Below are 23,511 nucleotides of genomic sequence, written 5' to 3'. Positions count from 1 at the left end.
CTCTCCCCTTACCTGGAACCTTTCTTCTTGGAGGGCGCGGCCTGCGGCTGTTGCTTGGCCTTGGCGCGGACCTCTTCGATGCCCCCGAGGATTTCACCCTTGAAGACCCACACCTTGACACCGATGATGCCGTAGGTGGTCTTGGCCTCGTAGGTGGCGTAGTCGATGTCCGCACGCAGGGTATGCAGCGGCACGCGACCTTCCCGGTACCATTCGGTGCGGGCGATTTCCGCGCCGCCGAGGCGACCGGAGAGCTGCACCTTGATGCCACCCGCACCCAGGCGCATGGCGTTCTGCACCGCACGCTTCATGGCGCGACGGAACATCACGCGGCGCTCGAGCTGGCCGGCAATGTTCTGCGCGACGAGCTTGGCATCGAGCTCCGGCTTGCGGACCTCTTCGATGTTGACGTGCACGGGCACGCCCATCATCGCGGTGACATCGCGACGCAGACGATCGACGTCCTCGCCCTTCTTCCCAATCACGATGCCCGGACGGGCAGTGTGAATGGTGATACGCGCGTTGTTCGCCGGCCGCTCGATAGTGATGCGGCTGACGGACGCGTTCTTCAGACGCTCTTCGAGGAAGCGACGCACCTCGAGATCGTTGTTCAGCTTGTCGGCGTAAGCATCGCCCTCGGCGTACCACACCGAGGAGTGATCCTTGACGATACCCAGCCGAATACCTGTCGGATTGACTTTCTGACCCATCTGGTCGACTCCTACTTCTCGGCTACCTTGACGGTGATGTGGCAGGTGCGCTTCAGGATGCGATCCGCACGACCCTTGGCGCGCGGACGGATGCGCTTGAGCGTCATGCCCTCATCGACGCAGATGGTCGAGACACGCAGCTCGTCGATATCCATGCCGTTGTTCTCTTCCGCATTCGCGATGGCGGACTGCAGCACTTTCTTGACCAGCTTGGCAGCCTTCTTCGGTGAGAAGGTCAGCAGGTCGAGCGCCTCGGCGACCGGTTTACCGCGCACCTGGTCAGCCACCAAACGGGCCTTCTGGGCGGATAAACGAGCGCCACGCAGCTTAGCTGTGACTTCCATCTCTCAATCCTCTCTGGCTTACCGTTTGGCTTTCTTGTCCGCCGCATGGCCGCGATAGGTGCGGGTGGCAGCGAATTCGCCCAGCTTGTGGCCAACCATTTCCTCGGAGACGTGCACCGGGACGTGTTGGCGACCGTTATGGACAGCAATGGTGAGTCCAACCATGTTCGGCAGAATCATGGAACGACGCGACCAGGTCTTGATCGGTTTGCGGTCGTTCTTTTCCACTGCAGCCTCAACCTTCTTCAACAGATGAAGGTCGATAAAAGGACCTTTCTTCAGTGAACGTGGCACAGCCGTTACCCCTTAATGTCTGTTACTTGGCCTTGCGGCGACGAACGATCAGCGCGTCAGTGCGCTTGTTCTTGCGGGTCTTGTGGCCCTTGGTGGGAACGCCCCACGGCGTCACCGGGTGACGACCACCGCTGGTGCGGCCTTCGCCGCCACCGTGCGGGTGATCTACCGGGTTCATGGCCACACCGCGAACGGTCGGACGCACGCCTCTCCAGCGCTTCGCACCGGCCTTGCCAAGTTGACGCAGGCTGTGCTCAGAGTTGCTCACTTCACCCAGGGTTGCGCGACAGTCGGCCAGCACCTTGCGCATCTCGCCGGAGCGAAGACGCAGGGTGGCATAGCTGCCCTCGCGGGCGACCAACTGGGCGCTAGTACCGGCACTGCGCGCGAGCTGGGCACCCTTGCCGGGCTTGAGCTCGATGCAGTGAACGGTGGAACCCAGCGGGATGTTGCGCAGCGGAAGGGTGTTGCCCTTCTTGATCGCCGCATTCACGCCGGACTCGAGACGGTCGCCTGCGCTCACGCCCTTGGGCGCGATGATGTAGCGACGCTCGCCGTCCAGGTACTTCAGCAGCGCGATGTGAGCGCTGCGGTTCGGATCGTACTCGAGACGCTCGACGATGGCGGGAACGCCATCCTTGGTGCGCTTGAAGTCGATGATCCGGTAGTGCTGACGGTGACCACCGCCCACGTGGCGGGTAGTGATGCGACCGTTATTGTTACGACCGCCGCTGCGCGACTGCTTCTCGAGCAGCGGGGCGTAGGGCTTACCCTTGTGCAGATCTTCGCTGACGACCTTGACGACGTGGCGACGACCGGCGGATGTGGGTTTAGTCTTGACGATTGCCATGATCCGTACTCCTGCCCTTATTCGGCGCCAGTGAAGTCTTCGAGCGTCTCACCAGCCGCCAGAGTCACGTAGGCCTTGCGGTAACCCTGACGACGGCCCAGACCGTGCGCCGTGCGCTTGGTCTTGCCCTTCATGTTCAGCACCTGGACACGATCGACCTTCTTGCCAAACAGCACCTGAACGGCCTGCTTGATTTCGGGCTTGGTCGCGTCGCTGGCCACCTTGAACACATACTGGTTGCGCTCGGCGGCGAAAGCGGCCTTCTCGGTCACGTGGGGACCAAGCAGAACCTTGAATACGCGCTCCTGGTTCATGCCAGCTTCTCCTCGAATTTACGCAGAGCAGAGACGGTGACCAGCACCTTGTCGAAGGCGATCAGGCTCACCGGATCGGCGGCGGCCACGTCCACCACATCCACGTTGGGGATGTTGCGGGCGGCCAGATAGAGCTTCTCGTCGACTTCCTCGGTGACGATCAGCGCCTTCTCCAGACCCAGCTCGCCCAGCTTGGCGACCAGCTGCTTGGTCTTGGGCGCATCGACGGTAAACTCGTCGATGGCAATCAGGCGTTCCTGACGCACCAGCTCGGACAGGATGGAGCGCATGGCTGCGCGATACATCTTGCGATTGACTTTCTGCGAGTGGTCCTGCGGGCGCGCAGCGAAGGTCACGCCACCACTGCGCCACAGCGGCGAGCGGATGGTGCCGGCACGTGCACGACCGGTGCCCTTCTGGCGCCACGGCTTCTTGCCGCCGCCACTCACATCGGAACGGTTCTTCTGGGCGCGGGAACCCTGACGCGCACCGGCCAGATAGGCGGTGACGACCTGGTGAACCAGCGCCTCGTTGAATTCTTTGCCAAAGGTGGCGTCGGCGACTTCGACAGTACCCGCGCCTGCAGCAAGATTCAGATTCATCGGTTCTATCCCCTTCAGCCAGCTTTGACGGCGCTGCGAACGATGACGTCGCTGCCGGTAGCACCAGGCACGGCACCCTTGATCAGCAGCAGGTTGCGCTCGGCATCGACCCGCACGACTTCGAGGCTCTGAACGGTGCAGCGGACGTTGCCCATCTGACCGGCCATTTTCTTGCCCTTGAAGACGCGACCCGGCGTCTGACACATGCCGATGGAGCCCGGCGCGCGATGCGACAGGGAGTTGCCGTGGGTGGCATCCTGGGTACGGAAATTCCAGCGCTTGACGGCGCCCTGGAAACCCTTGCCCTTGGAGGTGCCGGTCACGTCGACCATCTGACCAGCTTCGAAGAGAGATACGGTGAGTTCGCCGCCCACTTCCGGAGTCTCATCGCCTTCGGCGAGTCGGAACTCCATCAGGGAACGACCGGCCTCGACACCCGCCTTGGCGTACTGACCTGCTTGCGCCTTGGTGAGATGCTTGGCCTTGCGGGAGCCGGTTGTTACCTGAATCGCAGCGTAGCCATCGCTTTCGACAGACTTCACGCTAGTGACGCGATTCGGCTCAACCTCGATCACGGTTACGGGCACGGAGGCGCCATCTTCGGTAAAGACACGGGTCATACCGGCCTTTCTACCGACCAAACCGATAGTCATTCTCAGTCTCCTTTAGTGTACGGGGCTATCACCCGCTATGGCTGCCCTTTCCAGAGCATTCCACTAGCACGTTGTATGACGCCATCACGGCGTGGCGGCTGCTGCTCGATGCGTCAGGCGAAGAGCGCTGGGCCGCGGGTGTCTAGTGTGGTTAGTCGAGCTTGATCTGCACGTCCACGCCAGCGGCGAGGTCGAGCTTCATGAGGGCATCGACAGTCTTTTCGGTCGGCTCGACGATATCGAGCACACGCTTGTGAGTACGAATCTCGTACTGGTCGCGCGCGTCCTTGTTGACGTGCGGCGAGATCAGCACAGTGTAGCGCTCACGATTGGTCGGCAGCGGGATCGGACCGCGCACCTGGGCGCCAGTACGCTTGGCGGTATCAACGATCTCCGCGGCGGACTGGTCGATCAGGCGATGGTCGAAAGCCTTCAACCGAATGCGAATCTTCTGGTTCTGCATTTGCCCTAAACTCCAATGGATGTCGACGGCAATCTGCCGCCTACCCACGCATTCAAAGGATGCGCATTATATGCATGCCCGAGACGAGAGTCAAACAACTCCGCTCGGGTGCGCAGAAAGGGGGCTCCTCACGGAGCCCCCTTCGATCTCTCAGAAGTCCAGGACTTACTGAACGATCTTGGCCACGACGCCGGCGCCGACGGTGCGGCCGCCTTCGCGGATGGCGAAGCGCAGACCTTCGTCCATGGCAATCGGAGCGATCAGGGTGACGACCATCTGGACGTTGTCGCCCGGCATGACCATCTCGACGCCTTCCGGCAGCTCACAAGTACCGGTCACGTCGGTGGTACGGAAGTAGAACTGCGGGCGGTAGCCCTTGAAGAACGGAGTGTGGCGACCACCCTCTTCCTTGGACAGCACATAGACTTCGGCTTCGAAGACGGTGTGCGGTGTGATGGTGCCCGGCTTGGCCAGAACCTGGCCGCGCTCGACCTCGTCACGCTTGGTGCCACGCAGCAGGGCGCCGACGTTCTCACCGGCACGACCTTCGTCGAGCAGCTTGCGGAACATCTCGACACCGGTAACGGTAGTCTTGGTGGTGTCCTTGATACCCACGATCTCGACTTCTTCGCCGGCCTTGACGATGCCACGCTCGATACGGCCGGTGACAACGGTGCCGCGACCGGAGATGGAGAACACGTCCTCGATCGGCATCAGGAACGGCTGATCGATCGCACGCTCCGGCTCGGGGATGTAGTCGTCCAGCGCCTTGATCAGGTTGGCAACGGCGGTGGTGCCCATTCCGTTGTCGTCTTCGCCGTTCAGCGCCATCAGCGCGGAGCCGGTGATGATCGGCGTGTCGTCGCCCGGGAAGTCGTACTCGTTCAGGAGTTCGCGCACTTCCATTTCGACCAGCTCGAGCAGCTCCTCGTCATCGACCATGTCGGCCTTGTTCAGGAACACGACGATGTACGGAACGCCGACCTGGCGTGACAGCAGGATGTGCTCACGCGTCTGCGGCATGGGGCCGTCGGCAGCGGAACAGACCAGGATGGCGCCATCCATCTGCGCGGCACCGGTGATCATGTTCTTGACGTAGTCGGCGTGCCCCGGGCAGTCGACGTGCGCATAGTGGCGCTGCTCGGACTGATACTCGACGTGAGAGGTAGCGATGGTGATACCACGCTCACGCTCTTCCGGCGCATTGTCGATGGAGTCGAACTGACGCCATTCACCGCCGAAGACCTCAGCAGAAACGCGAGTCAGGGCCGCAGTCAGAGTGGTCTTGCCGTGGTCGACGTGACCGATGGTGCCGACGTTGACGTGCGGTTTGGAACGTTCGAATTTTTCCTTAGCCACTTCGATAACCTCTTTACGTTTGCTAGCGGTTAGCCTTTCTGGTTGATGACGGCTTCAACGATGCTGGAGGGCGCCTCTTCGTAGCTCGCGAACTCCATAGTGTAGCTCGCACGACCCTGGGTCTGAGAACGCAGATCGGTCGCGTAACCGAACATCTCGCCCAGAGGCACCATCGCGCGGATGACCTTGCCGGAGGAAGAGTCATCCATGCCCTGCACCAGACCACGGCGACGGTTCAGGTCACCCATGACGTCACCCATGAAATCCTCGGGCGTCACGACTTCGACCCTCATCACCGGCTCCAGCAGCACGGCCTTGGCCTTGCGGGCCCCTTCCTTGACTGCCATGGAAGAGGCGACCTTGAACGCGTTCTCGTTCGAGTCCACGTCATGGTAGGAACCATCGTACAGCGTGACCTTGACGTCGATCATCGGGTAGCCCGCGATGACGCCGTTCTGCAGCTGCTCATAGGCCCCTTTCTCGACGGCACCCACGTACTCCTTGGGTACCACACCGCCGACGATCTCGGAAGCGAACTTGAAGTGCATGTCTTCATCTTCGCCCTTGTCCGCCTCGGTGAGCGGCTCGATACGCAGCCAGACATGACCGTACTGGCCACGACCGCCGGACTGACGTACGAACTTGCCTTCCTGCTCGACCTTTCCGCGAATGGTTTCGCGGTAGGCGACCTGCGGCTTGCCGATATTGGCCTCGACCTTGAACTCGCGACGCATGCGGTCGACGATGATGTCCAGGTGCAGCTCGCCCATGCCGGAGATGATGGTCTGGCCAGTTTCCTCGTCGGTCTTGACGCGGAACGACGGGTCCTCCTGGGCCAGCTTGCCCAGCGCCACGCCCATCTTCTCCTGGTCGGCCTTAGATTTCGGCTCCACGGCCACGGAAATCACAGGATCGGGGAACTCCATGCGCTCCAGCACGATCTTGTTCTCAAGGTCACACAGGGTATCACCGGTGGTGACATCCTTGAGCCCGATACAGGCAGCGATGTCGCCAGCCCGCACTTCCTTGATCTCCTCGCGCGAGTTGGCATGCATCTGCACGATACGACCCACGCGCTCCTTCTTCTGCTTGACCGAGTTGAATACGCTATCACCGGAGTTGAGGACACCGGAGTAGACGCGAATGAAGGTCAGCGTGCCAACGAAGGGATCGGTGGCGATCTTGAAGGCCAGCGCGGCGAAGGGAGCGCTATCGTCGGCCTCGCGGGTAGCGATGGTGCCGTCCTTGTCGTCGAGCTCACCCTCGATGGCCTTGACCTCGGTGGGTGACGGCATGTACTCGATGACGCCATCCAGCACCGCCTGTACGCCCTTGTTCTTAAACGCTGAGCCGCACGTCACCAGCACGATCTCGTTGTCCAGGGTGCGACGACGCAGACCGGACTTGATCTCCTCGACGGACAGCTCACCCTCTTCGAGGTACTTGTCCATCAGCTCTTCGGAGGCCTCGGCAGCGGCTTCGACCATCTGCTCGCGGTATTCCTCGGCGGTTTCCTGGAGCTCGGCCGGGATATCGACCAGCTCGTAGTTCATGCCCAGGCTCTCCTCGTCCCACAGGATAGCCTTCATCTGGATCAGGTCGATGACGCCCTTGAAATCCTCTTCGGTGCCCCAGTTGATCTGGATCGGCACCGCATTGGCGTTCAGGCGCTTCTTGAGCTGATCGACGACCATGAAGAAGTCTGCGCCGGTACGGTCCATCTTGTTGACGAACACCATGCGCGGCACTTCGTACTTGTTGGCCTGACGCCACACGGTCTCGGTCTGCGGCTGCACGCCGGAGGAGCCGCACAGCACCACCACGGCGCCGTCGAGCACGCGCAGGGAACGCTCCACCTCGATGGTGAAGTCGACGTGCCCGGGGGTGTCGATGATGTTGATGCGGTGCTCATCGAACTGCTTGTTCATGCCCTGCCAGAAGCAGGTGGTCGCCGCGGAGGTGATGGTGATGCCACGCTCCTGCTCCTGCTCCATCCAGTCCATGGTGGCAGCGCCGTCATGAACCTCGCCCACCTTGTGGGACAGGCCGGTATAGAACAGGACGCGCTCGGTCGTGGTGGTCTTGCCGGCATCGACGTGAGCGACGATACCGATATTACGATAGCGCTTGAGTGGAGTCTTGCGAGCCACGGTGGAACTCCCCGTTGGTTGGCGATGCGTTTAGAAGCGCTGCACTTAGAAGCGGTAGTGCGAGAACGCCTTATTGGCCTCGGCCATGCGATGCACGTCTTCACGCTTCTTGACTGCAGAGCCCTTGCCCTCGGCGGCATCGAGCATCTCACCGGCGAGACGCTGCACCATGGTCTTCTCACCACGCTTGCGCGCCGCATCCACCAGCCAGCGCATGGCCAGTGCCTGACGACGCGAGGGACGGACTTCAACCGGCACCTGATAGGTCGCACCGCCGACGCGGCGGGATTTCACTTCGACCATCGGCTGGATCGCTTCCAGCGCGCGATCGAAAATCTCCAGCGGCTCTTCCTTGCTACGCTCGGCAACCGTGTCCAGCGCACCATAGACGATACGCTCAGCTGTGGACTTCTTGCCGCTGACCATCAGGTGGTTCATGAACTTGGCCAGGCGCTCGCTTCCGAACTTGGGATCCGGCAGGATCTCGCGCTTGGCTACTACTCTTCTTCTAGGCATGACAAGCCCTCTAGCGAAGGGTCTTTCAGGCAAACCCGGGACTCTCGCCTAGCGACGCCCGGCCTTACTCTTATCAGACCGAAATTGATTCTGGTTGCGTACCGATGCCGATCAGGACTTCGGACGCTTGGTGCCGTACTTGGAACGGCCCTGCTTACGATTCTGCACGCCGGAGGTGTCGAGGGCGCCGCGAACGGTGTGGTAACGCACACCGGGCAAGTCCTTGACACGGCCGCCGCGGATCAGCACGACAGAGTGTTCCTGAAGGTTGTGGCCTTCACCGCCGATATAGGACGAAACCTCGAAACCGTTGGTCAGGCGCACACGGCAGACCTTACGCAAGGCCGAGTTCGGCTTCTTCGGGGTGGTGGTGTAGACGCGGGTGCAAACGCCGCGCTTCTGCGGGCAGGCCTGCAGCGCCGGCACGTCGCTCTTGGCGGCGGGGCGCTTGCGCGGCTTGCGCACGAGCTGATTGATCGTTGCCATGTTGTGTAGCTGACTCCAATGGTTGCCTTGCCTTCCAGCGGGCGCGGGCGCACCCACCCCACTGTTAAAGGCTGCGCATTCTAAGGTCTAACGGGGTAGGGCGTCAAGCGCACGCGCCTGACACCCTTCCCCGCACTGCTTACAGCTCGTCGTCGTCCGAATCGAGGGCAGTGAGCTGGGCACCCAGCTCCTGCTCGACGTCGAAAGCCGACGGATGGAGCAGCCGCTCGGTGTCTTCGCGCTTGCGGCGACGCTCCTGGTGATGAGCCAACCCTGTACCCGCCGGGATCAGGCGGCCGACCACCACGTTCTCCTTGAGGCCGCGCAGGTAGTCGCGCTTGCCGGTCACCGCCGCTTCGGTCAGCACCCGCGTGGTCTCCTGGAAGGAGGCGGCGGAGATGAACGATTCGGTGGCCAGGCTGGCCTTGGTGATCCCCAGCAGCACGCGCTGGTACTTGGCCGGAAATTTCTCGGCCTGCTCCAGCCGGGCATTTTCCTCAAGCACCCGGACCAGCTCGACCTGGTCGCCCGGAATGAACTCGGAGTCGCCGGAATCCGTGATCTCGACCTTGCGCAGCATCTGTCGCACGATCACTTCGATGTGCTTGTCGTTGATGCCCACGCCCTGGAGGCGGTAGACCTCCTGGATCTCGGCGGTGATGTACTTGGCCAGCTCCGCCACGCCCAGCAGCCGCAGGATGTCGTGCGGATTGCTCGGCCCGTCGGAGATCACCTCGCCCTTCTCCACCGTCTCGCCTTCGAACACCGCGATCTGTCGCCACTTGGGAATCAGCATCTCGAACGGATCACTGCCGTCATCCGGCGTGATCGTCAGGCGCCGCTTGCCCTTGGTCTCCTTGCCGAAGCTGATCGTGCCGCTGATCTCGGCGAGGATTGCCGGCTCCTTCGGCTTACGCGCCTCGAACAGGTCGGCCACGCGGGGCAGACCGCCGGTGATGTCCTTGTTACCTGACGCTTCCACCGGGATACGCGCAACGATCTCGCCGACGCCAATCTTGGCGCCATTGTCCACCGAGACGATCGCCTTGCCCGGCAGCAGGTACTGCACCGGGGTGTTGGAGCCCGCCACGCTGACCGGCTCGCCGCTTTCGTCGGTGAGCAGAATCATCGGGCGGCTGTCGCGGCCGGCTTGCGGACGCGCTGCCGATTCGATCACCTCGATGGAGGAGAGGCCGGTCATCTCGTCCACGCTGCGGTGGATGGTGACGCCCTCGACCATGTCGACGTACTGCACCTTGCCCTCGACCTCGGCGATGATCGGGTGGGTATGCGGATCCCACTTGGCAACCATCTGGCCGGCATCGACCGCCTCGCCATCCTTCACCGACAGCTCGGCGCCGTAGGGCAGCTTGTAGTACTCGCGCTCGCGGCCGTGCTCGTCGGCCACCGCCAGTGCGCTGGAGCGGGACACCACCACCAGCTTGCCGTCGGTGCGCTCGACGAACTTCATGTTATGCAGGCGTACCTTGCCGCCGTGCTTGACCTGGACGCTGTCCACTGCAGAGGCGCGCGATGCCGCACCACCGATGTGGAACGTCCGCATGGTCAGCTGTGTACCCGGCTCGCCGATCGACTGGGCGGCAATGACGCCGACTGCCTCGCCGATGTTGACCTGATGCCCGCGCGCCAGGTCGCGGCCATAGCACGACGAACAGACCCCATGGGTCGACTCACAGGCGATGGCGCTGCGCACCACGATCTCGTCGACACCCATGGTGTCGAGACGCTCACACCAGGCCTCGTCGAGCAGTGTGCCCTTCTCGATCAACACCTCGTCGGTGCTGGGGTCGATGACATCCTGAGCCACCACGCGGCCCAGCACACGCTGTGCCAGCGAGACGATGATGTCGCCACCCTCGATGACCGGATGCAGGGTCAGGCCCTGCTCGGTGCCGCAATCGGTCTCTGTGATCACCATGTCCTGCGCCACGTCGACCAGGCGACGAGTCAGGTAACCGGAGTTGGCGGTCTTGAGCGCCGTGTCCGCCAGGCCCTTCCGCGCGCCGTGGGTCGAGATGAAGTACTGCAGTACGTTCAGGCCCTCACGGAAGTTCGCGACGATCGGCGTTTCGATGATCGAGCCGTCCGGCTTGGCCATCAGGCCGCGCATGCCCGCCAGCTGGCGAATCTGGGCGGCACTACCACGCGCTCCGGAGTCGGCCATGATGAATACGCTGTTGAACGAGTCCTGCTCCACCTCGTTGCCGTCGCGGTCGATCACGGTCTCCTTGGAGATACCCGCCATCATTGCCTTGGCCACCTTGTCGTTGGCCTTGGACCAGATGTCGATGACCTTGTTGTACTTCTCGCCGGCGGTCACGAGACCTGAGGAGAACTGGTCCTCGATCTCCTTGACCTCGGCTTCGGCTGCCTCGACGATTTCGCCCTTGGCCTCGGGAATGACGAAGTCGTTGACACCAATGGAGGCACCCGACCAGGTCGCCATGCGAAAGCCGGTGTACATCAGCTGGTCGGCAAAGATGACGGTCGGCTTGAGGCCGGCGCGGCGATACACCTCGTTGAGGAGCCTGGATATCGCCTTCTTCTTCATCGGCTGGTCGACCAGCTCGAAGGGTACGCCGTCGGGCAGAATACGGAACAGCAGCGCACGGCCCACGGTAGTATCGTACAGCGTACGCGCGGTGCTGCGCTCACCGGTTTCCTCGTCGACCAGCACCTCGGTGAGGCGCACCTTGACCCGCGAGTGCAGCGACACGCTCTGGGTACCGAAAGCGCGCTCGACCTCGTTGAGGTCGGAGAACACCATGCCCTCGCCCTTGGCATTGATCTTCTCGCGGGTCATGTAGTACAGACCCAGCACCACGTCCTGGGACGGCACGATGATCGGATCGCCGTTGGCCGGTGACAGCACGTTGTTGGTCGCCATCATCAACGCGCGCGCTTCTAGCTGGGCTTCCAGGGTCAGCGGCACGTGCACCGCCATCTGGTCGCCGTCGAAGTCGGCGTTATAGGCCGCACACACGAGCGGGTGCAGCTGGATCGCCTTGCCCTCGATCAGCAGCGGCTCGAAGGCCTGGATGCCCAGGCGGTGCAGGGTCGGGGCGCGATTGAGCAGCACCGGATGCTCGCGAATGACATCGGCGAGGATATCCCACACCTCGGGCAGTTCGCGCTCGACCATCTTCTTGGCGGCCTTGATGGTCGACGCATGGCCCAGCGCCTGCAGCTTGGAATAGATAAACGGCTTGAACAGCTCCAGCGCCATCTTCTTGGGCAGACCGCACTGGTGCAGGCGCAGGGTCGGGCCGACGGTGATGACCGAGCGGCCGGAGTAGTCGACGCGCTTGCCCAGCAGGTTCTGACGGAAACGCCCCTGCTTGCCCTTGATCATGTCGGCCAGCGACTTCAGCGGGCGCTTGTTGGACCCGGTGATCGCACGACCGCGACGACCGTTGTCGAGCAGCGCATCGACCGCTTCCTGCAGCATGCGCTTCTCGTTGCGCACGATGATATCCGGCGCATTGAGGTCGAGCAGTCGCTTGAGACGGTTATTGCGGTTGATCACCCGGCGATAGAGGTCGTTGAGGTCGGAGGTGGCGAAACGGCCGCCGTCCAGCGGCACCAGCGGACGCAGGTCCGGGGGCAGCACCGGCAGCACCTCCATGACCATCCACGCCGGATCGTTGCCGGAGTTGAGGAAGGCCTCCAGCAGCTTGAGCCGCTTGGAGAGCTTCTTGATCTTGGTCTCGGAATTGGTCTGCGGGATCTCCTCGCGCAGGCGGTCGACCTCCTCGCCGAGGTCGATGTCCTTGAGCAGGGCCTGGATCGCCTCGGCGCCCATGCGGGCGTCGAAGTCGTCGCCGAACTCCTCGAGTGCCTCGAAGTACTGCTCGTCATTGAGCAGCTGACCGCGCTCGAGCGTGGTCATGCCCGGGTCGATGACCACGAAGCTTTCGAAGTAGAGCACCCGCTCGATGTCGCGCAGGGTCATGTCGAGGAACATGCCGATGCGCGACGGCAGCGACTTGAGGAACCAGATGTGGGCAACCGGCGAAGCCAGCTCGATGTGGCCCATGCGCTCGCGGCGCACGGCCGCCTTGGTCACCTCGACGCCGCACTTCTCGCAGATGATACCGCGGTGCTTCATGCGCTTGTACTTGCCGCACAGGCACTCGTAGTCCTTCACCGGACCGAAGATCTTGGCGCAGAACAGCCCGTCCCGCTCCGGCTTGAAAGTGCGGTAGTTGATGGTCTCGGGCTTCTTGACCTCACCGTAGGACCAGGAGCGAATCATGTCCGGCGAGGCGAGCGAAATCTTGATCGCGTCGAACTCTTCGGACTGTGACTGCGATTTGAGTACTTTCACCAAATCTTTCATGGAGTCGGCTCCTAGCTCTCTAACTCGATATCGATGCCCAGCGAGCGGATTTCCTTCACCAGTACGTTGAAGGATTCCGGCATGCCGGCATGCATGGTGTGGTCGCCGTCGACAATGCTCTTGTACATCTTGGTGCGACCTTCCACGTCGTCGGACTTCACCGTGAGCATCTCCTGGAGCGTGTAGGCGGCGCCGTAGGCTTCCAGCGCCCACACCTCCATCTCACCGAAACGCTGGCCACCGAACTGCGCCTTGCCGCCCAGCGGCTGCTGGGTAACGAGCGAGTAGGAGCCAGTGGAACGGGCGTGCATCTTGTCGTCCACCAGGTGGTTGAGCTTGAGCATGTACATGTAGCCCACCGTCACCGGGCGGTCGAAGGCGTCACCGGTACGCCCGTCGTACAGCGTCATCTGGCCAGAATCCGGCAGGTCGGCCAGGCGCAGCAGGTGCTTGATCTCGCCTTCGGCCGCGCCATCGAATACCGGCGATGCCATTGGCACGCCGCCGCGCAGGTTCTTGGCCAGGGCGATGACCTCGTCGTCGCTCAGCGAATCGATGTCTTCGGTGCGCGTGCCCGGCGTGGAGTTGTACACCTCGCCGAGGAACTCGCGGATCTGCGCCACCTGCTGCTCGCGTGCGTCGCGCAGCATGGCATCGATCTTGACGCCAAGGCCCTGAGCGGCCAGGCCCAGGTGGGTCTCGAGGATCTGGCCCACGTTCATGCGCGAAGGTACGCCCAGCGGGTTCAGGACGATGTCGACCGGCACGCCGTTGTCGTCGAAAGGCATGTCCTCCACCGGCATGATGGCGGAGATGACACCCTTGTTGCCGTGGCGCCCGGCCATCTTGTCGCCCGGCTGGATGCGGCGCTTGACCGCCATGTAGACCTTGACGATCTTGAGCACGCCCGGCGCCAGGTCGTCGCCCTGGGTCAGCTTGCGCTTCTTGTCCTCGAAGCGCTCTTCCATTTCCTTGCGGCGGTTTTCGAGCTGTTCGTCGGCCTGAGCCAGCAGCTCATTGAGCGACTCGTCCTGCAGACGCAGCTTGAACCACTGCTGACGCGGCAGCTCCTCCAGATAGCTGTCGGAGAGCACGTCTCCTTTTTTCAGCTTGGGACCGCCATTGACCGGCTGGCCGGCCAGGGCCCGCTTGAGTCGCTCGAAGGTGGCGTCCTCGGCGATGCGGTAGGTCTCCTGAAGGTCCTTGCGCACTTCGTCGAGCTGCATCTGCTCGATGGCAAGCGCACGTGAATCCTTCTCCACGCCGTCACGCGTGAACACCTGCACATCGATGACGGTGCCCTTCATGCCGGTGGGTGCGCGCAGCGAGGTGTCCTTCACGTCGGAGGCCTTCTCGCCGAAAATCGCCCGCAGCAGCTTCTCCTCGGGCGTCAACTGAGTTTCGCCCTTGGGCGTGACCTTGCCCACCAGGATGTCGCCCGGCCCCACTTCGGCACCGATATACACCACGCCGGCCTCATCGAGCTTGGCCAGCGCCGACTCACCGACGTTGGGGATGTCGGAGGTGATCTCTTCCGGCCCCAGCTTGGTGTCTCGCGAGACGCAGGTCAGCTCCTGGATATGGATGGTGGTAAAGCGATCTTCCTGTACCACCCGCTCCGAGAGCAGGATCGAATCCTCGAAGTTGTAGCCGTTCCAGGGCATGAAGGCGATGCGCATGTTCTGGCCCAGGGCCAGGTCACCCATGTCGACGGAGGGGCCGTCGGCCAGGATATCGCCGCGTTCGACCACATCACCGGGGCGTACGATCGGGCGCTGATTCATGCAGGTGTTCTGGTTGGAGCGCACGTACTTAGTGAGGTTGTAGATATCGACGCCGGCCTCGCCGCCGATGATCTCGTCCTCGTTGATACGCACCACGATACGCTTGGCATCGACCGAATCGATCACACCGCCGCGACGCGCCACGGCGCAGACGCCGGAGTCGCGGGCGACGAAGCGCTCCATGCCGGTGCCCACCAGCGGCTTCTCGGCACGCAGGGTCGGCACCGCCTGACGCTGCATGTTCGAGCCCATCAGGGCGCGGTTGGCGTCGTCGTGCTCAAGGAACGGGATCAGCGCCGCGGCCACGGAGACGACCTGACGCGGCGACACATCCATCAGCGTCACCTGCTCGGGACGCATGAAGGTGGTCTCGCCCTTGTGACGCACCTGCACCAGATCATCCACCAGCTTGTTCGACTCATCCACGCTGGCCGATGCCTGGGCGATGATGTAATCGCCCTCTTCGATGGCCGAGAGGTGCACCACCTCGTCGGTCACCTGGCGATCCACTACTTTACGATACGGCGTCTCGAGGAAGCCGTAGCTGTTGGTGTGGCTGTACGTGGCCAGCGAGTTGATCAGGCCGATGTTCGGCCCTTCCGGCGTCTCGATCGGGCACAGACGTCCGTAGTGCGTGGCGTGAACGTCGCGCACCTCGAAGCCGGCCCGTTCACGCGTCAGGCCGCCCGGGCCAAGCGCGGAGACGCGGCGCTTGTGGGTGACCTCGGAAAGCGGGTTGTTCTGGTCCATGAACTGGGACAGCTGGCTTGAACCGAAGAACTCCTTGACCGCCGCGGCAACGGGCTTGGCATTGATCAGGTCCTGCGGCATCAGGCCTTCGCTCTCGGCCATGGAGAGACGTTCCTTGACCGCACGCTCGACACGTACCAGGCCCACGCGGAACTGGTTCTCGGCCATTTCGCCGACGCAGCGGATTCGGCGGTTGCCCAGGTGATCGATATCGTCGACTTCACCAAAGCCGTTGCGGATATAGATCAGCTCCTTGAGCACATCGAGGATGTCGCGATTGTCGAGCACGCCGGAGCCGGTGTCGGAATCCCGACGCAGGCGACGATTGAACTTCATGCGACCGACGCCGGAGAGGTCGTAGCGGTCCTCGGTGAAGAACAGATTGTGGAACAGCGTCTCGGCGGCTTCCTTGGTCGGCGGCTCGCCGGGGCGCATCATGCGGTAGATCTCGACCAGCGCCTCGAGCTGCGAACCAGTGGTGTCCAGGCGCAGGGTCTCGGAGATGAACGGACCGCAATCGAGATCGTTGGTGTACAGGGTCTCGAGCGAGGTGATACCCGCCTGGCCGATCTTTTCCAGCAGCTCGGGTGTGATCACGCTGTTACAGGGGCAGATGAGCTCGCCGGTATTCGGGTCGACCTGATCCTTGGCCAGGGTCTTGCCGAACAGGTAATCCATCGGCACCTCGAGGCGCTCGAGGCCGGCCTTCTCCAGCTGGCGGATATGCTTCTGGGTGATGCGACGCCCCTCTTCGACGATCAGGTTGCCGTCGGCATCCTTGATGTCGAAGGTCGCGGTCTCGCCGCGCAGGCGCGACGGCACCAGATCCACCGAGAAGCCGCTCTTCTCGATATGGAAGGTGCTGGTGTCGAAGAACTCGTCGAGGATCTCCTCGGCGCTCATGCCCAACGCACGCAGCAGTACCGTGGCCGGCAGTTTGCGGCGACGGTCGATGCGCACGAAGACGTTGTCCTTGGGATCGAACTCGAAGTCGAGCCAGGAGCCACGGTAGGGAATCACGCGTGCCGAGTAGAGCAGCTTGCCGGAGGAGTGGCTCTTGCCCTTGTCATGGTCGAAGAACACACCCGGCGAGCGGTGCAGCTGGGAAACAATGACCCGCTCGGTGCCGTTGACCACGAAGGTGCCGTTCTCAGTCATCAGGGGGATTTCCCCCATGTAGACTTCCTGCTCCTTGATGTCCTTGATGGCCTTGTTCGAAGAGTCGCGATCATAGATGATCAAGCGAACCTTCACCCGCAGGGGGGCGGAATAGGTAACACCACGCAGCTGGCACTCCTTGACGTCGAATGCCGGGGTACCGAAGCGGTAGCTGACATACTCGAGCGCGGCGTTGCCGGAGAAGCTCTCGATCGGGAACACCGACTTAAAGGCCGCATGCAGCCCCACCTCGAGGCGCTCATCGGCCGAGCGGTCCTGCTGGAGAAAGTCGTAGTAGGAATCAAGCTGGATCGCCAGCAGGTAGGGCACATCCATCACTTGGGGCAGTTTGCCGAAATCCTTGCGGATGCGTTTTTTCTCAGTGTATGAGTAAGCCATCTGTATTCCCCAGCTTGTTCACCATGGGTGACCGATGCGTGGTCGGCGCCGCCTGACGGGACCGCTCCCGTCAGGCGCTGACGGCAAGCTCCACAAGAGGTAGCTCGCCGTCGGGATTCTTCTAGCGACGCTGCGTCAGCAAGGCGCTAGTGCAACAGAAAAAGGCCGGCAGCGGGAAGGCCCGCCACCAGCCATGGAAGCTTACGCAGCGCGTGAAGCCATGGAAACCAAGGGGTTACTTGAGTTCCACGGTTGCGCCGGCTTCTTCCAGCTTCTTCTTGGCCTCTTCGGCCTCGTCCTTGGACATGGCTTCCTTGATGGTCGCCGGAGCGCCGTCGACGGCACCCTTGGCTTCCTTCAGGCCCAGACCGGTGATCTCGCGCACGGCCTTGATCACGTTGACCTTCTTGTCGCCGGCGCTGGTCAGCACCAGGTCGAATTCGGTCTGCTCTTCGGCGGCTTCGCCAGCAGCAGCGGGGCCGGCCACGACAGCGGCGGCAGCAGAAACGCCGAACTTCTCTTCCATGGCAGAGACCAGCTCGGCCACTTCCATGACGGACATTTCAGCGACGGCGTTGATGATATCTTCTTGAGACAGTGCCATTTTCATATTCCTAACTTTGCGGGAGCCTCGGCGCACCGAGCGCTCTATTCAGTGTTCGATTCAGGCTATAGCCATGAGTTCGACGATCAGGCGGCTTCTTCCTGCTTCTTGTCGCGCAGGGCAGCCAGAGTACGAACCAGCTTGCCGGCGGAAGCCTCCTTCATGACGGACATCAGCTTGGCGATGGCCTCGTCATAAGTCGGCAGGGTCGCCAGACGGTCAAGGTCGGAAGCCGGGATCAATTCGCCTTCGTAGGCCAGCGCCTTGACTTCGAAGTCCTTCTGTCCTTTGGCAAATTCCTTGAACAAGCGAGCGGCAGCGCCCGGATGCTCATAGGAAAAGGCCAGCAGAGTCGGACCAACGAAGCTCTCATTCAGACACTCCCACTGAGTGCCCGAGAGGGCGCGGCGCGCCAGGGTGTTGCGAACAACACGCATCTGGACGCCATTCTCGCGCGCCTGCTTGCGCAGGTCGGTCATTTTCTCGACCGTAACGCCACGAGAATCGGCAACTACGACGGAGAGTGCGCCCTTGGCGGCTTCACTGACCTCGGCAACTATCGCCTTCTTGCCTTCGAGTGCTAGTGGCACAGTGATCACTCCTTCGTGCCGGAACCACAGGGAGTTCCGGGGGTTACCATCTCTTCCGCCAGGCACGAGGCGTCGACGGAAGTCCTGGGTGATGGTGCTCACCAGCGTTCTGGCGGCCACACCATCTGCGCAGGCCCCCTAGGGGAGATTAAGCCGCCCACTCGAGAGAGGGCGGCACCTGCGGTCTTTGACGGCGCCCCTCACACCCTGACGAACTGGGCATTCGGGGACCGCAAAGTTCTTGCAACGTTTACTTCTGCCTGCGCTTAGACGAAAGCAGAATGATCGACGGTCAGGCCCGGGCCCATGGTAGTGGACAGGGTGACCTTCTTGAAATAAATACCCTTGGACGTACTCGGCTTGAGCCGCTTGAGGTCGGCAACCAGTGCCTCCAGGTTGCCCCGGATGGCATCGGCGTCGAAGTCGACCTTGCCCAAAGTGGTGTGGATGATGCCGTTCTTGTCGGTACGGAAGCGCACCTGACCGGCCTTGGCATTCTTCACCGCCGTGGCCACGTCCGGCGTCACAGTACCGACCTTGGGGTTCGGCATCAGGCCTCGCGGACCGAGGATCTGGCCCAACTGGCCGACGACGCGCATGGCGTCCGGCGAGGCGATGACCACATCGAAGTCGAGCTGGCCCTTCTTGACCTGCTCGGCCAGGTCGTCCATGCCGACGATATCGGCACCGGCTTCCTTGGCGGCATCGGCATTGGCGCCCTGGGCAAACACGGCGACACGCACGTCCTTACCGGTACCGTTGGGCATGACGGTCGCCCCGCGCACCACCTGGTCGGATTTACGCGGATCGACGCCCAGGTTGATGGCGACATCCAGCGATTCCTTGAACTTGACGGTGGAGAGTTCGGCGAGCAGGGCCACAGCCTCTTCCAGGCTGTACGCCTTGGAGGCGTCGACCTTCTCGCGAATCATCTGAGCACGCTTGGACAGTTTGGCCATGATCAGAGACCCTCCACGTTGAGGCCCATGCTACGGGCACTGCCGGCAATGGTACGCACCGCGGCGTCGAGATCGGCAGCCGTCAGGTCCGGCTCCTTGGTCTTGGCAATCTCCTCGAGCTGCTCGCGTGTCACGGTACCGACCTTCTTCTTGTTCGGCTCACCCGAGCCGGACTTGATGCCAGCCGCTTTCTTCAGCAGGACGGCCGCGGGGGGCGTCTTGGTGATGAAGGTAAAGCTGCGGTCGGAATAGACGGTAATGACCACGGGAGTCGGCAGACCCGGCTCGATATCCTGGGTCGCAGCGTTGAACGCCTTGCAGAATTCCATGATATTGACACCGTGCTGACCCAGCGCGGGCCCCACGGGCGGACTCGGATTGGCTTTACCCGCTGCCACCTGCAGCTTGATGTAAGCCTGTACTTTCTTGGCCATGATGCACTCCAGTTGGGTATTAGCGCCTTGCGGCTCCCCGGGTTAAACGGCCACCGCAGCGGCCGGACGATAAAATCTGAAGCCGAGAACGCTCACTCTTTCTCGACTTGGGAGAACTCCAGCTCGACCGGCGTCGCCCGACCGAAGATCAGCACACTGACCTGAAGGCGGCTCTTGTCGTAGTTGACCTCTTCGACCACACCATTGAAGTCGGCGAAGGGCCCGTCGATGACTCGCACGGACTGGCCCGGCTCGAACATGGTCTTGGGCCGCGGCTTGTCGCTTCCGTCCTTCACCCGCCGCAGAATCGCATCGGCTTCCTTCTGCGTGATCGGCGCAGGCTTCTCCTTGGTGCCACCGATGAACCCCATGACACGGGGCGTCTCGTTGACCAGGTGCCAGGTCCCGTCGTCCATCTCCATCTCGACCAGTACATAGCCGGGATAGAACTTGCGCTCACTCTTGCGGCGCTTGCCGTCACGCACCTCGACCACCTCTTCGGTCGGCACCAGGATCTCGCCGAAGCGATCCTCCATGCCATACATCTTCACGCGCTCCTTGAGGGAGCGCATGACATGCTTCTCGAAGCCGGAGTAGGCGTGAACGACGTACCAACGCTTGGACATGAAGACTCCTAACCGATGACGCCGGACATCGCCCAGCTAAGAAGGGTGTCGATCAGCCACAGCATCAGCCCGACGACAAGCACGGCCACCAGGACGATGGCGGTCGTCTGCACTGTCTCGGGGCGGGTAGGCCACACCACACGCTGAATTTCTTTCTTGGCGTTCTTGGCTAGCTCGGCGAGATCCCGCCCCTTGGCGGTCGTCAGCGCAATCGCTGCAGCACACGCGCAGAGCAGGACGACACCTAGCACACGATAGAGAAGCGGCTGGGCGGAAAAATAGGTATTGCCCACCACCGCCAGCACTACCAACGTGACGACAACCGCCCACTTGAGCCCGTCGTGGCGCGACTCCTGCACCTCGGCGTTATGTTTCATGAAAACGAGACTCCTCAGGGTGCGGCAATCGAGTATGTTCGTATGAAAGATGCCAACCTGGGGAAGGTTGGCAGGCCAGGAGGGAATCGAACCCCCAACCTGCGGTTTTGGAGACCGCTGCTCTGCCAATTGAGCTACTGGCCTGAATCTGATATGCCCCACCTCTTGCAGGCAGCATGCACAACAGCGGGCGCCATGATAGCGGATGACTCGCCGACTGGCAACCCTTCCCGGCAGACTCCTACCGGGAGGAAAAGAAAAGGCGAGCCTTAGCCCGCCTTTTCGAATTGGAGCTCATGGACGGATTTGAACCGTCGACCTCACCCTTACCAAGGGTGTGCTCTACCCCTGAGCTACATGAGCGCAATTTACAGCTACCACTTCACTTTCCAGTTTCTGGAGCGGGCAGCGGGAATCGAACCCGCATCATCAGCTTGGAAGGCTGAGGTTCTACCATTGAACTATGCCCGCCTACCCACTCTTCCTGCCCCGGCACAACGCCCAAGGCGGGGCAATCTGGTGGAGGGGGAAGGATTCGAACCTTCGAAGCTTTCGCGGCAGATTTACAGTCTGCTCCCTTTGGCCACTCGGGAACCCCTCCAGATGGCGGACTATTCTACCGCCTGCCGAGGCCATGTCAAGTGCTTGTTTTTTAGCAACTTGTCACTATCGGGCGCCGAACCGGCTCACCCTAGGCCCTGGAACGCGCTGCATTGTGTCAAAGCAACATCGAGAATGCAAGGCCCGCACGGATTTTTTCCAGCCCTGCCGGGGCGGGCACCTGCGGCGCTCCGGACATGCGTCCGGCCCGCTCGGCCGCGGTCAACGGGAAGCAGGCCTCCAGCCCCCCGTAAACCATGTCAGGCCATACCGCATGGGGGGATTGCACACCACGCGCCACCACGCGGGCATCGCCGCCTGTGAGTATCATCGGCAGGGCAACCCCTTCGCGATCGCACACTTCGGCATAGATGCGATTGACGGCACTGACGGCAGCCAGATAGATGCCATGGTTGACCGCCTCGACGGTGCGCCTGCCAGGAAGCAACAACTCCTCGGCTTCGCTGTCCGGATCGATGGCGACATTACGTGTGCCGAGCTTGAGGCTCTCCTTCATCAGACGCAGGCCCGGCAGAATATAGCCCCCCAGGTGGCGCCCTCCCGGCAGCACGAAATCGATGGTGATGGCGCTACCGCAATCCACGGCGCAGCAGCCACCGGCCAGCTGGTAGCCTGCCAGCACGCCCATCCACCGGTCGACACCCAGCCGGTGGGGCTCCTCATAGCCATTGACGACTCCCAGCGCCTCGGGTACTGAACGTGCCACGTGTACGCTACGCACACGACTTTGCAGCAGTGGCACGGTCTGCTCCAGTACCGCCTGTCGCGCAACGCTGGAGATACGCACCGCCTCGACCACGTCGAGATCGGGAATATCGGAGCCGGGCTTCCACTCCTCGCGGGTCCAGACAGCGCCGCGAGAGCGAATCTCGCTGCTGTCGGCATCCTTCAACCGCCACTTGGAAAGCGTGTTGCCGATATCCAGGTCAAGGATCATGTACGCCCACGCACGCTGATCTCCCCTCCCCCCAGGCGCTCGCGCCTCTCACCATGACGGACCCACAAATGGCCCGCCTCATCCACCGCCTCGGCTATAGCCTCGATGCGCTGATGCCCCCTTAAAACATCGACCGTACATCCTTGGAAGGCGTGACGCTTGTTCCATTCGCCCTGCCAGGCTGCGAAGCCAATCGACTCATAGCCTGACAGCAGCGGCATTAATTCGTCCAGCAATTCAGCGGCTAGCCGGTTTCGCGAAAGCGATGAAACCTGGTCGGCCACCGCCGCCACGCGCTGCTCAATTCTTTCACGAAAACTCACAGGTAGGTCGAAATTGATTCCCATGCCCACCACGACCTCACACGGCCCAGTCGTATCGCCACTGATCTCGACCAGGATGCCGGCCAGCTTGCCGAGCCCCCCCTCATCATCTTCCAACAAGACGTCATTGGGCCACTTGAGCCTGGGAGTCATGCCGTGGCGTTCCAGCACCCGGGCCAGGGCCACACCTACCGCCAGGCTCAGCCCTTCAAGGACGGCAATGCCGGACTCGAAACGCCAGCCAATCGACAGCATGAGCGCCCGACCCCAAGGGGTCGACCAGACGCGCCCACGGCGACCGCGGCCCGCGCTCTGCTGCTCCACCAGGCACACCTCGCCATGCCCGGCCCCTTGCGCAAAGCGTTGACGAACAAATTCGTTGCTGGACGGCAACGTTTCCTCGACAAATAGCCGGGCCAGATGCTGGCGCCCCTGCCGTGACAGACCGGCAACGATCTGGCTTCCATCCAGCAGCTCCAACGGCTGTGTTAGTCGATATCCCTGCCCCTTGACCGCTTCGAGAGGGATGTCCATGGCCTCTAGCTTTTTCAGTTGTTTCCATACCGCGGTGCGAGATACACCCAACCGCTCTCCCAGCTGCTCGCCGGAGTGAAACTCACCGTCACTCAGCAGCCGAATGAGGTCGCCAATGGTCATGCCCTATGCCCCGATGGGAAAAAAGCCATTCTAGCGAACTGCCGCTGTTACGGAAACGCATTGATCGGATAAACAAAAACCCCGCGTTCTTTCGAACGCGGGGTTTGGGAAGAGATGCCTGACGATGACCTACTCTCGCATGGGGAAGCCCCACACTACCATCGGCGCTGAGCGGTTTCACTGCTGAGTTC

22 protein-coding genes, 4 tRNA genes and 1 rRNA gene are annotated in these 23,511 nt (G+C 62.1%); all 27 read right to left on the bottom strand.

Annotated elements, in window-relative coordinates:
- Positions 1-8 precede the first annotated feature (8 nt).
- On the bottom strand, positions 9-710 hold the full coding sequence (gene rpsC / locus ACOJCM_RS10920; RefSeq protein ID WP_445212089.1) for a 30S ribosomal protein S3: 702 nt from the start codon (positions 708-710) through the stop codon (positions 9-11).
- Positions 711-721: 11 nt separating this feature from the next.
- Positions 722-1,054, bottom strand: coding sequence for a 50S ribosomal protein L22 (gene rplV, locus ACOJCM_RS10915; RefSeq protein ID WP_097790618.1), 333 nt, complete (start codon positions 1,052-1,054; stop codon positions 722-724).
- A gap of 18 nt (positions 1,055-1,072) precedes the next feature.
- The gene (gene rpsS / locus ACOJCM_RS10910; RefSeq protein WP_009098993.1) at positions 1,073-1,348 is read right to left on the bottom strand and encodes a 30S ribosomal protein S19; all 276 of its coding nucleotides are present in this window, start codon (positions 1,346-1,348) and stop codon (positions 1,073-1,075) included.
- Between the two features lie 22 nt (positions 1,349-1,370).
- The gene (gene rplB / locus ACOJCM_RS10905; protein WP_445212088.1) at positions 1,371-2,198 is read right to left on the bottom strand and encodes a 50S ribosomal protein L2; all 828 of its coding nucleotides are present in this window, start codon (positions 2,196-2,198) and stop codon (positions 1,371-1,373) included.
- A 17-nt stretch (positions 2,199-2,215) separates the two neighbouring features.
- The gene (gene rplW / locus ACOJCM_RS10900) at positions 2,216-2,512 is read right to left on the bottom strand and encodes a 50S ribosomal protein L23 (protein WP_111413338.1); all 297 of its coding nucleotides are present in this window, start codon (positions 2,510-2,512) and stop codon (positions 2,216-2,218) included.
- Positions 2,509-3,114, bottom strand: a complete 606-nt coding sequence (rplD, locus tag ACOJCM_RS10895) for a 50S ribosomal protein L4 (RefSeq protein ID WP_445212087.1) — start codon at positions 3,112-3,114, stop codon at positions 2,509-2,511. The genes rplW and rplD overlap by 4 nt, the downstream gene beginning before the upstream one ends.
- A gap of 14 nt (positions 3,115-3,128) precedes the next feature.
- The gene (rplC, locus tag ACOJCM_RS10890) at positions 3,129-3,767 is read right to left on the bottom strand and encodes a 50S ribosomal protein L3 (RefSeq protein ID WP_445212086.1); all 639 of its coding nucleotides are present in this window, start codon (positions 3,765-3,767) and stop codon (positions 3,129-3,131) included.
- 151 nt (positions 3,768-3,918) lie between these two features.
- Positions 3,919-4,230 (bottom strand): 30S ribosomal protein S10, encoded by a 312-nt coding sequence (gene rpsJ / locus ACOJCM_RS10885; protein WP_010626466.1) that lies wholly within the window; start codon positions 4,228-4,230, stop codon positions 3,919-3,921.
- 165 nt (positions 4,231-4,395) lie between these two features.
- A complete protein-coding gene (gene tuf, locus ACOJCM_RS10880; RefSeq protein ID WP_445212085.1) occupies positions 4,396-5,589 on the bottom strand; it encodes an elongation factor Tu in 1,194 nt (397 codons plus the stop codon).
- 29 nt (positions 5,590-5,618) lie between these two features.
- Positions 5,619-7,739, bottom strand: coding sequence for an elongation factor G (fusA, locus tag ACOJCM_RS10875; RefSeq protein ID WP_445212084.1), 2,121 nt, complete (start codon positions 7,737-7,739; stop codon positions 5,619-5,621).
- A gap of 45 nt (positions 7,740-7,784) precedes the next feature.
- Positions 7,785-8,255, bottom strand: coding sequence for a 30S ribosomal protein S7 (gene rpsG / locus ACOJCM_RS10870; protein ID WP_010626463.1), 471 nt, complete (start codon positions 8,253-8,255; stop codon positions 7,785-7,787).
- A 111-nt stretch (positions 8,256-8,366) separates the two neighbouring features.
- Positions 8,367-8,741 (bottom strand): 30S ribosomal protein S12, encoded by a 375-nt coding sequence (gene rpsL, locus ACOJCM_RS10865; RefSeq protein WP_010626462.1) that lies wholly within the window; start codon positions 8,739-8,741, stop codon positions 8,367-8,369.
- Positions 8,742-8,880: 139 nt separating this feature from the next.
- Positions 8,881-13,101: a DNA-directed RNA polymerase subunit beta' gene (gene rpoC, locus ACOJCM_RS10860; protein ID WP_445212083.1), complete on the bottom strand. Its 4,221-nt coding sequence runs from the start codon at positions 13,099-13,101 to the stop codon at positions 8,881-8,883.
- An 11-nt stretch (positions 13,102-13,112) separates the two neighbouring features.
- Entirely contained in the window at positions 13,113-17,192 is a 4,080-nt protein-coding gene (gene rpoB, locus ACOJCM_RS10855; RefSeq protein WP_445212082.1) for a DNA-directed RNA polymerase subunit beta, read from the bottom strand.
- A 235-nt stretch (positions 17,193-17,427) separates the two neighbouring features.
- Positions 17,428-17,796: a 50S ribosomal protein L7/L12 gene (gene rplL / locus ACOJCM_RS10850; RefSeq protein ID WP_445212081.1), complete on the bottom strand. Its 369-nt coding sequence runs from the start codon at positions 17,794-17,796 to the stop codon at positions 17,428-17,430.
- Between the two features lie 86 nt (positions 17,797-17,882).
- Positions 17,883-18,386 carry a 50S ribosomal protein L10 gene (gene rplJ, locus ACOJCM_RS10845; protein WP_445212455.1) on the bottom strand — a complete coding sequence of 168 codons (504 nt, stop codon included), beginning with the start codon at positions 18,384-18,386 and terminating at the stop codon, positions 17,883-17,885.
- Positions 18,387-18,652: 266 nt separating this feature from the next.
- Complete coding sequence (rplA, locus tag ACOJCM_RS10840) at positions 18,653-19,345, bottom strand: 50S ribosomal protein L1 (RefSeq protein ID WP_445212080.1); 693 nt, start codon at positions 19,343-19,345, stop codon at positions 18,653-18,655.
- A 2-nt stretch (positions 19,346-19,347) separates the two neighbouring features.
- On the bottom strand, positions 19,348-19,779 hold the full coding sequence (rplK, locus tag ACOJCM_RS10835) for a 50S ribosomal protein L11 (protein WP_071943762.1): 432 nt from the start codon (positions 19,777-19,779) through the stop codon (positions 19,348-19,350).
- Positions 19,780-19,871: 92 nt separating this feature from the next.
- Entirely contained in the window at positions 19,872-20,405 is a 534-nt protein-coding gene (gene nusG, locus ACOJCM_RS10830) for a transcription termination/antitermination protein NusG (protein WP_010626455.1), read from the bottom strand.
- Positions 20,406-20,413: 8 nt separating this feature from the next.
- Positions 20,414-20,782, bottom strand: coding sequence for a preprotein translocase subunit SecE (gene secE / locus ACOJCM_RS10825; RefSeq protein WP_445212079.1), 369 nt, complete (start codon positions 20,780-20,782; stop codon positions 20,414-20,416).
- A gap of 68 nt (positions 20,783-20,850) precedes the next feature.
- Positions 20,851-20,926: transfer RNA gene (locus tag ACOJCM_RS10820), tRNA-Trp, on the bottom strand.
- A 144-nt stretch (positions 20,927-21,070) separates the two neighbouring features.
- Positions 21,071-21,145: transfer RNA gene (locus ACOJCM_RS10815), tRNA-Thr, on the bottom strand.
- A gap of 34 nt (positions 21,146-21,179) precedes the next feature.
- A tRNA-Gly gene (locus ACOJCM_RS10810) sits at positions 21,180-21,253 on the bottom strand.
- A 46-nt stretch (positions 21,254-21,299) separates the two neighbouring features.
- Positions 21,300-21,383 (bottom strand) — tRNA-Tyr (locus ACOJCM_RS10805).
- 117 nt (positions 21,384-21,500) lie between these two features.
- The gene (locus ACOJCM_RS10800; protein ID WP_445212078.1) at positions 21,501-22,340 is read right to left on the bottom strand and encodes a type III pantothenate kinase; all 840 of its coding nucleotides are present in this window, start codon (positions 22,338-22,340) and stop codon (positions 21,501-21,503) included.
- The gene (locus ACOJCM_RS10795) at positions 22,337-23,320 is read right to left on the bottom strand and encodes a biotin--[acetyl-CoA-carboxylase] ligase (RefSeq protein WP_445212077.1); all 984 of its coding nucleotides are present in this window, start codon (positions 23,318-23,320) and stop codon (positions 22,337-22,339) included. The genes ACOJCM_RS10800 and ACOJCM_RS10795 overlap by 4 nt, the downstream gene beginning before the upstream one ends.
- A 116-nt stretch (positions 23,321-23,436) precedes the next feature.
- Positions 23,437-23,511: ribosomal RNA gene (gene rrf, locus ACOJCM_RS10790) — 5S ribosomal RNA — on the bottom strand; the annotation flags it as partial.

The sequence above is a fragment of the Billgrantia hypersalina genome (genome assembly GCF_052584175.1).
The sequence above is the reverse complement of the archived record's forward strand: the minus strand, read 5'-3'. Positions and strand labels throughout refer to the sequence as shown.

What these genes read in the sequence shown, in the direction of transcription:
- rpsC (WP_445212089.1), bottom strand. Translation starts at nt 710, where the DNA reads ATGGGTCAGAAAGTCAATCCGACAGGTATTCGGCTGGGTATCGTCAAG.
- rplV (WP_097790618.1), bottom strand. Translation starts at nt 1,054, where the DNA reads ATGGAAGTCACAGCTAAGCTGCGTGGCGCTCGTTTATCCGCCCAGAAG.
- rplB (WP_445212088.1), bottom strand. Translation starts at nt 2,198, where the DNA reads ATGGCAATCGTCAAGACTAAACCCACATCCGCCGGTCGTCGCCACGTC.
- rplW (WP_111413338.1), bottom strand. Translation starts at nt 2,512, where the DNA reads ATGAACCAGGAGCGCGTATTCAAGGTTCTGCTTGGTCCCCACGTGACC.
- rplD (WP_445212087.1), bottom strand. Translation starts at nt 3,114, where the DNA reads ATGAATCTGAATCTTGCTGCAGGCGCGGGTACTGTCGAAGTCGCCGAC.
- rplC (WP_445212086.1), bottom strand. Translation starts at nt 3,767, where the DNA reads ATGACTATCGGTTTGGTCGGTAGAAAGGCCGGTATGACCCGTGTCTTT.
- rpsJ (WP_010626466.1), bottom strand. Translation starts at nt 4,230, where the DNA reads ATGCAGAACCAGAAGATTCGCATTCGGTTGAAGGCTTTCGACCATCGC.
- rpsG (WP_010626463.1), bottom strand. Translation starts at nt 8,255, where the DNA reads ATGCCTAGAAGAAGAGTAGTAGCCAAGCGCGAGATCCTGCCGGATCCC.
- rpsL (WP_010626462.1), bottom strand. Translation starts at nt 8,741, where the DNA reads ATGGCAACGATCAATCAGCTCGTGCGCAAGCCGCGCAAGCGCCCCGCC.
- rpoC (WP_445212083.1), bottom strand. Translation starts at nt 13,101, where the DNA reads ATGAAAGATTTGGTGAAAGTACTCAAATCGCAGTCACAGTCCGAAGAG.
- rpoB (WP_445212082.1), bottom strand. Translation starts at nt 17,192, where the DNA reads ATGGCTTACTCATACACTGAGAAAAAACGCATCCGCAAGGATTTCGGC.
- rplL (WP_445212081.1), bottom strand. Translation starts at nt 17,796, where the DNA reads ATGGCACTGTCTCAAGAAGATATCATCAACGCCGTCGCTGAAATGTCC.
- rplA (WP_445212080.1), bottom strand. Translation starts at nt 19,345, where the DNA reads ATGGCCAAACTGTCCAAGCGTGCTCAGATGATTCGCGAGAAGGTCGAC.
- rplK (WP_071943762.1), bottom strand. Translation starts at nt 19,779, where the DNA reads ATGGCCAAGAAAGTACAGGCTTACATCAAGCTGCAGGTGGCAGCGGGT.
- nusG (WP_010626455.1), bottom strand. Translation starts at nt 20,405, where the DNA reads ATGTCCAAGCGTTGGTACGTCGTTCACGCCTACTCCGGCTTCGAGAAG.
- secE (WP_445212079.1), bottom strand. Translation starts at nt 20,782, where the DNA reads ATGAAACATAACGCCGAGGTGCAGGAGTCGCGCCACGACGGGCTCAAG.
- ACOJCM_RS10800 (WP_445212078.1), bottom strand. Translation starts at nt 22,340, where the DNA reads ATGATCCTTGACCTGGATATCGGCAACACGCTTTCCAAGTGGCGGTTG.
- ACOJCM_RS10795 (WP_445212077.1), bottom strand. Translation starts at nt 23,320, where the DNA reads ATGACCATTGGCGACCTCATTCGGCTGCTGAGTGACGGTGAGTTTCAC.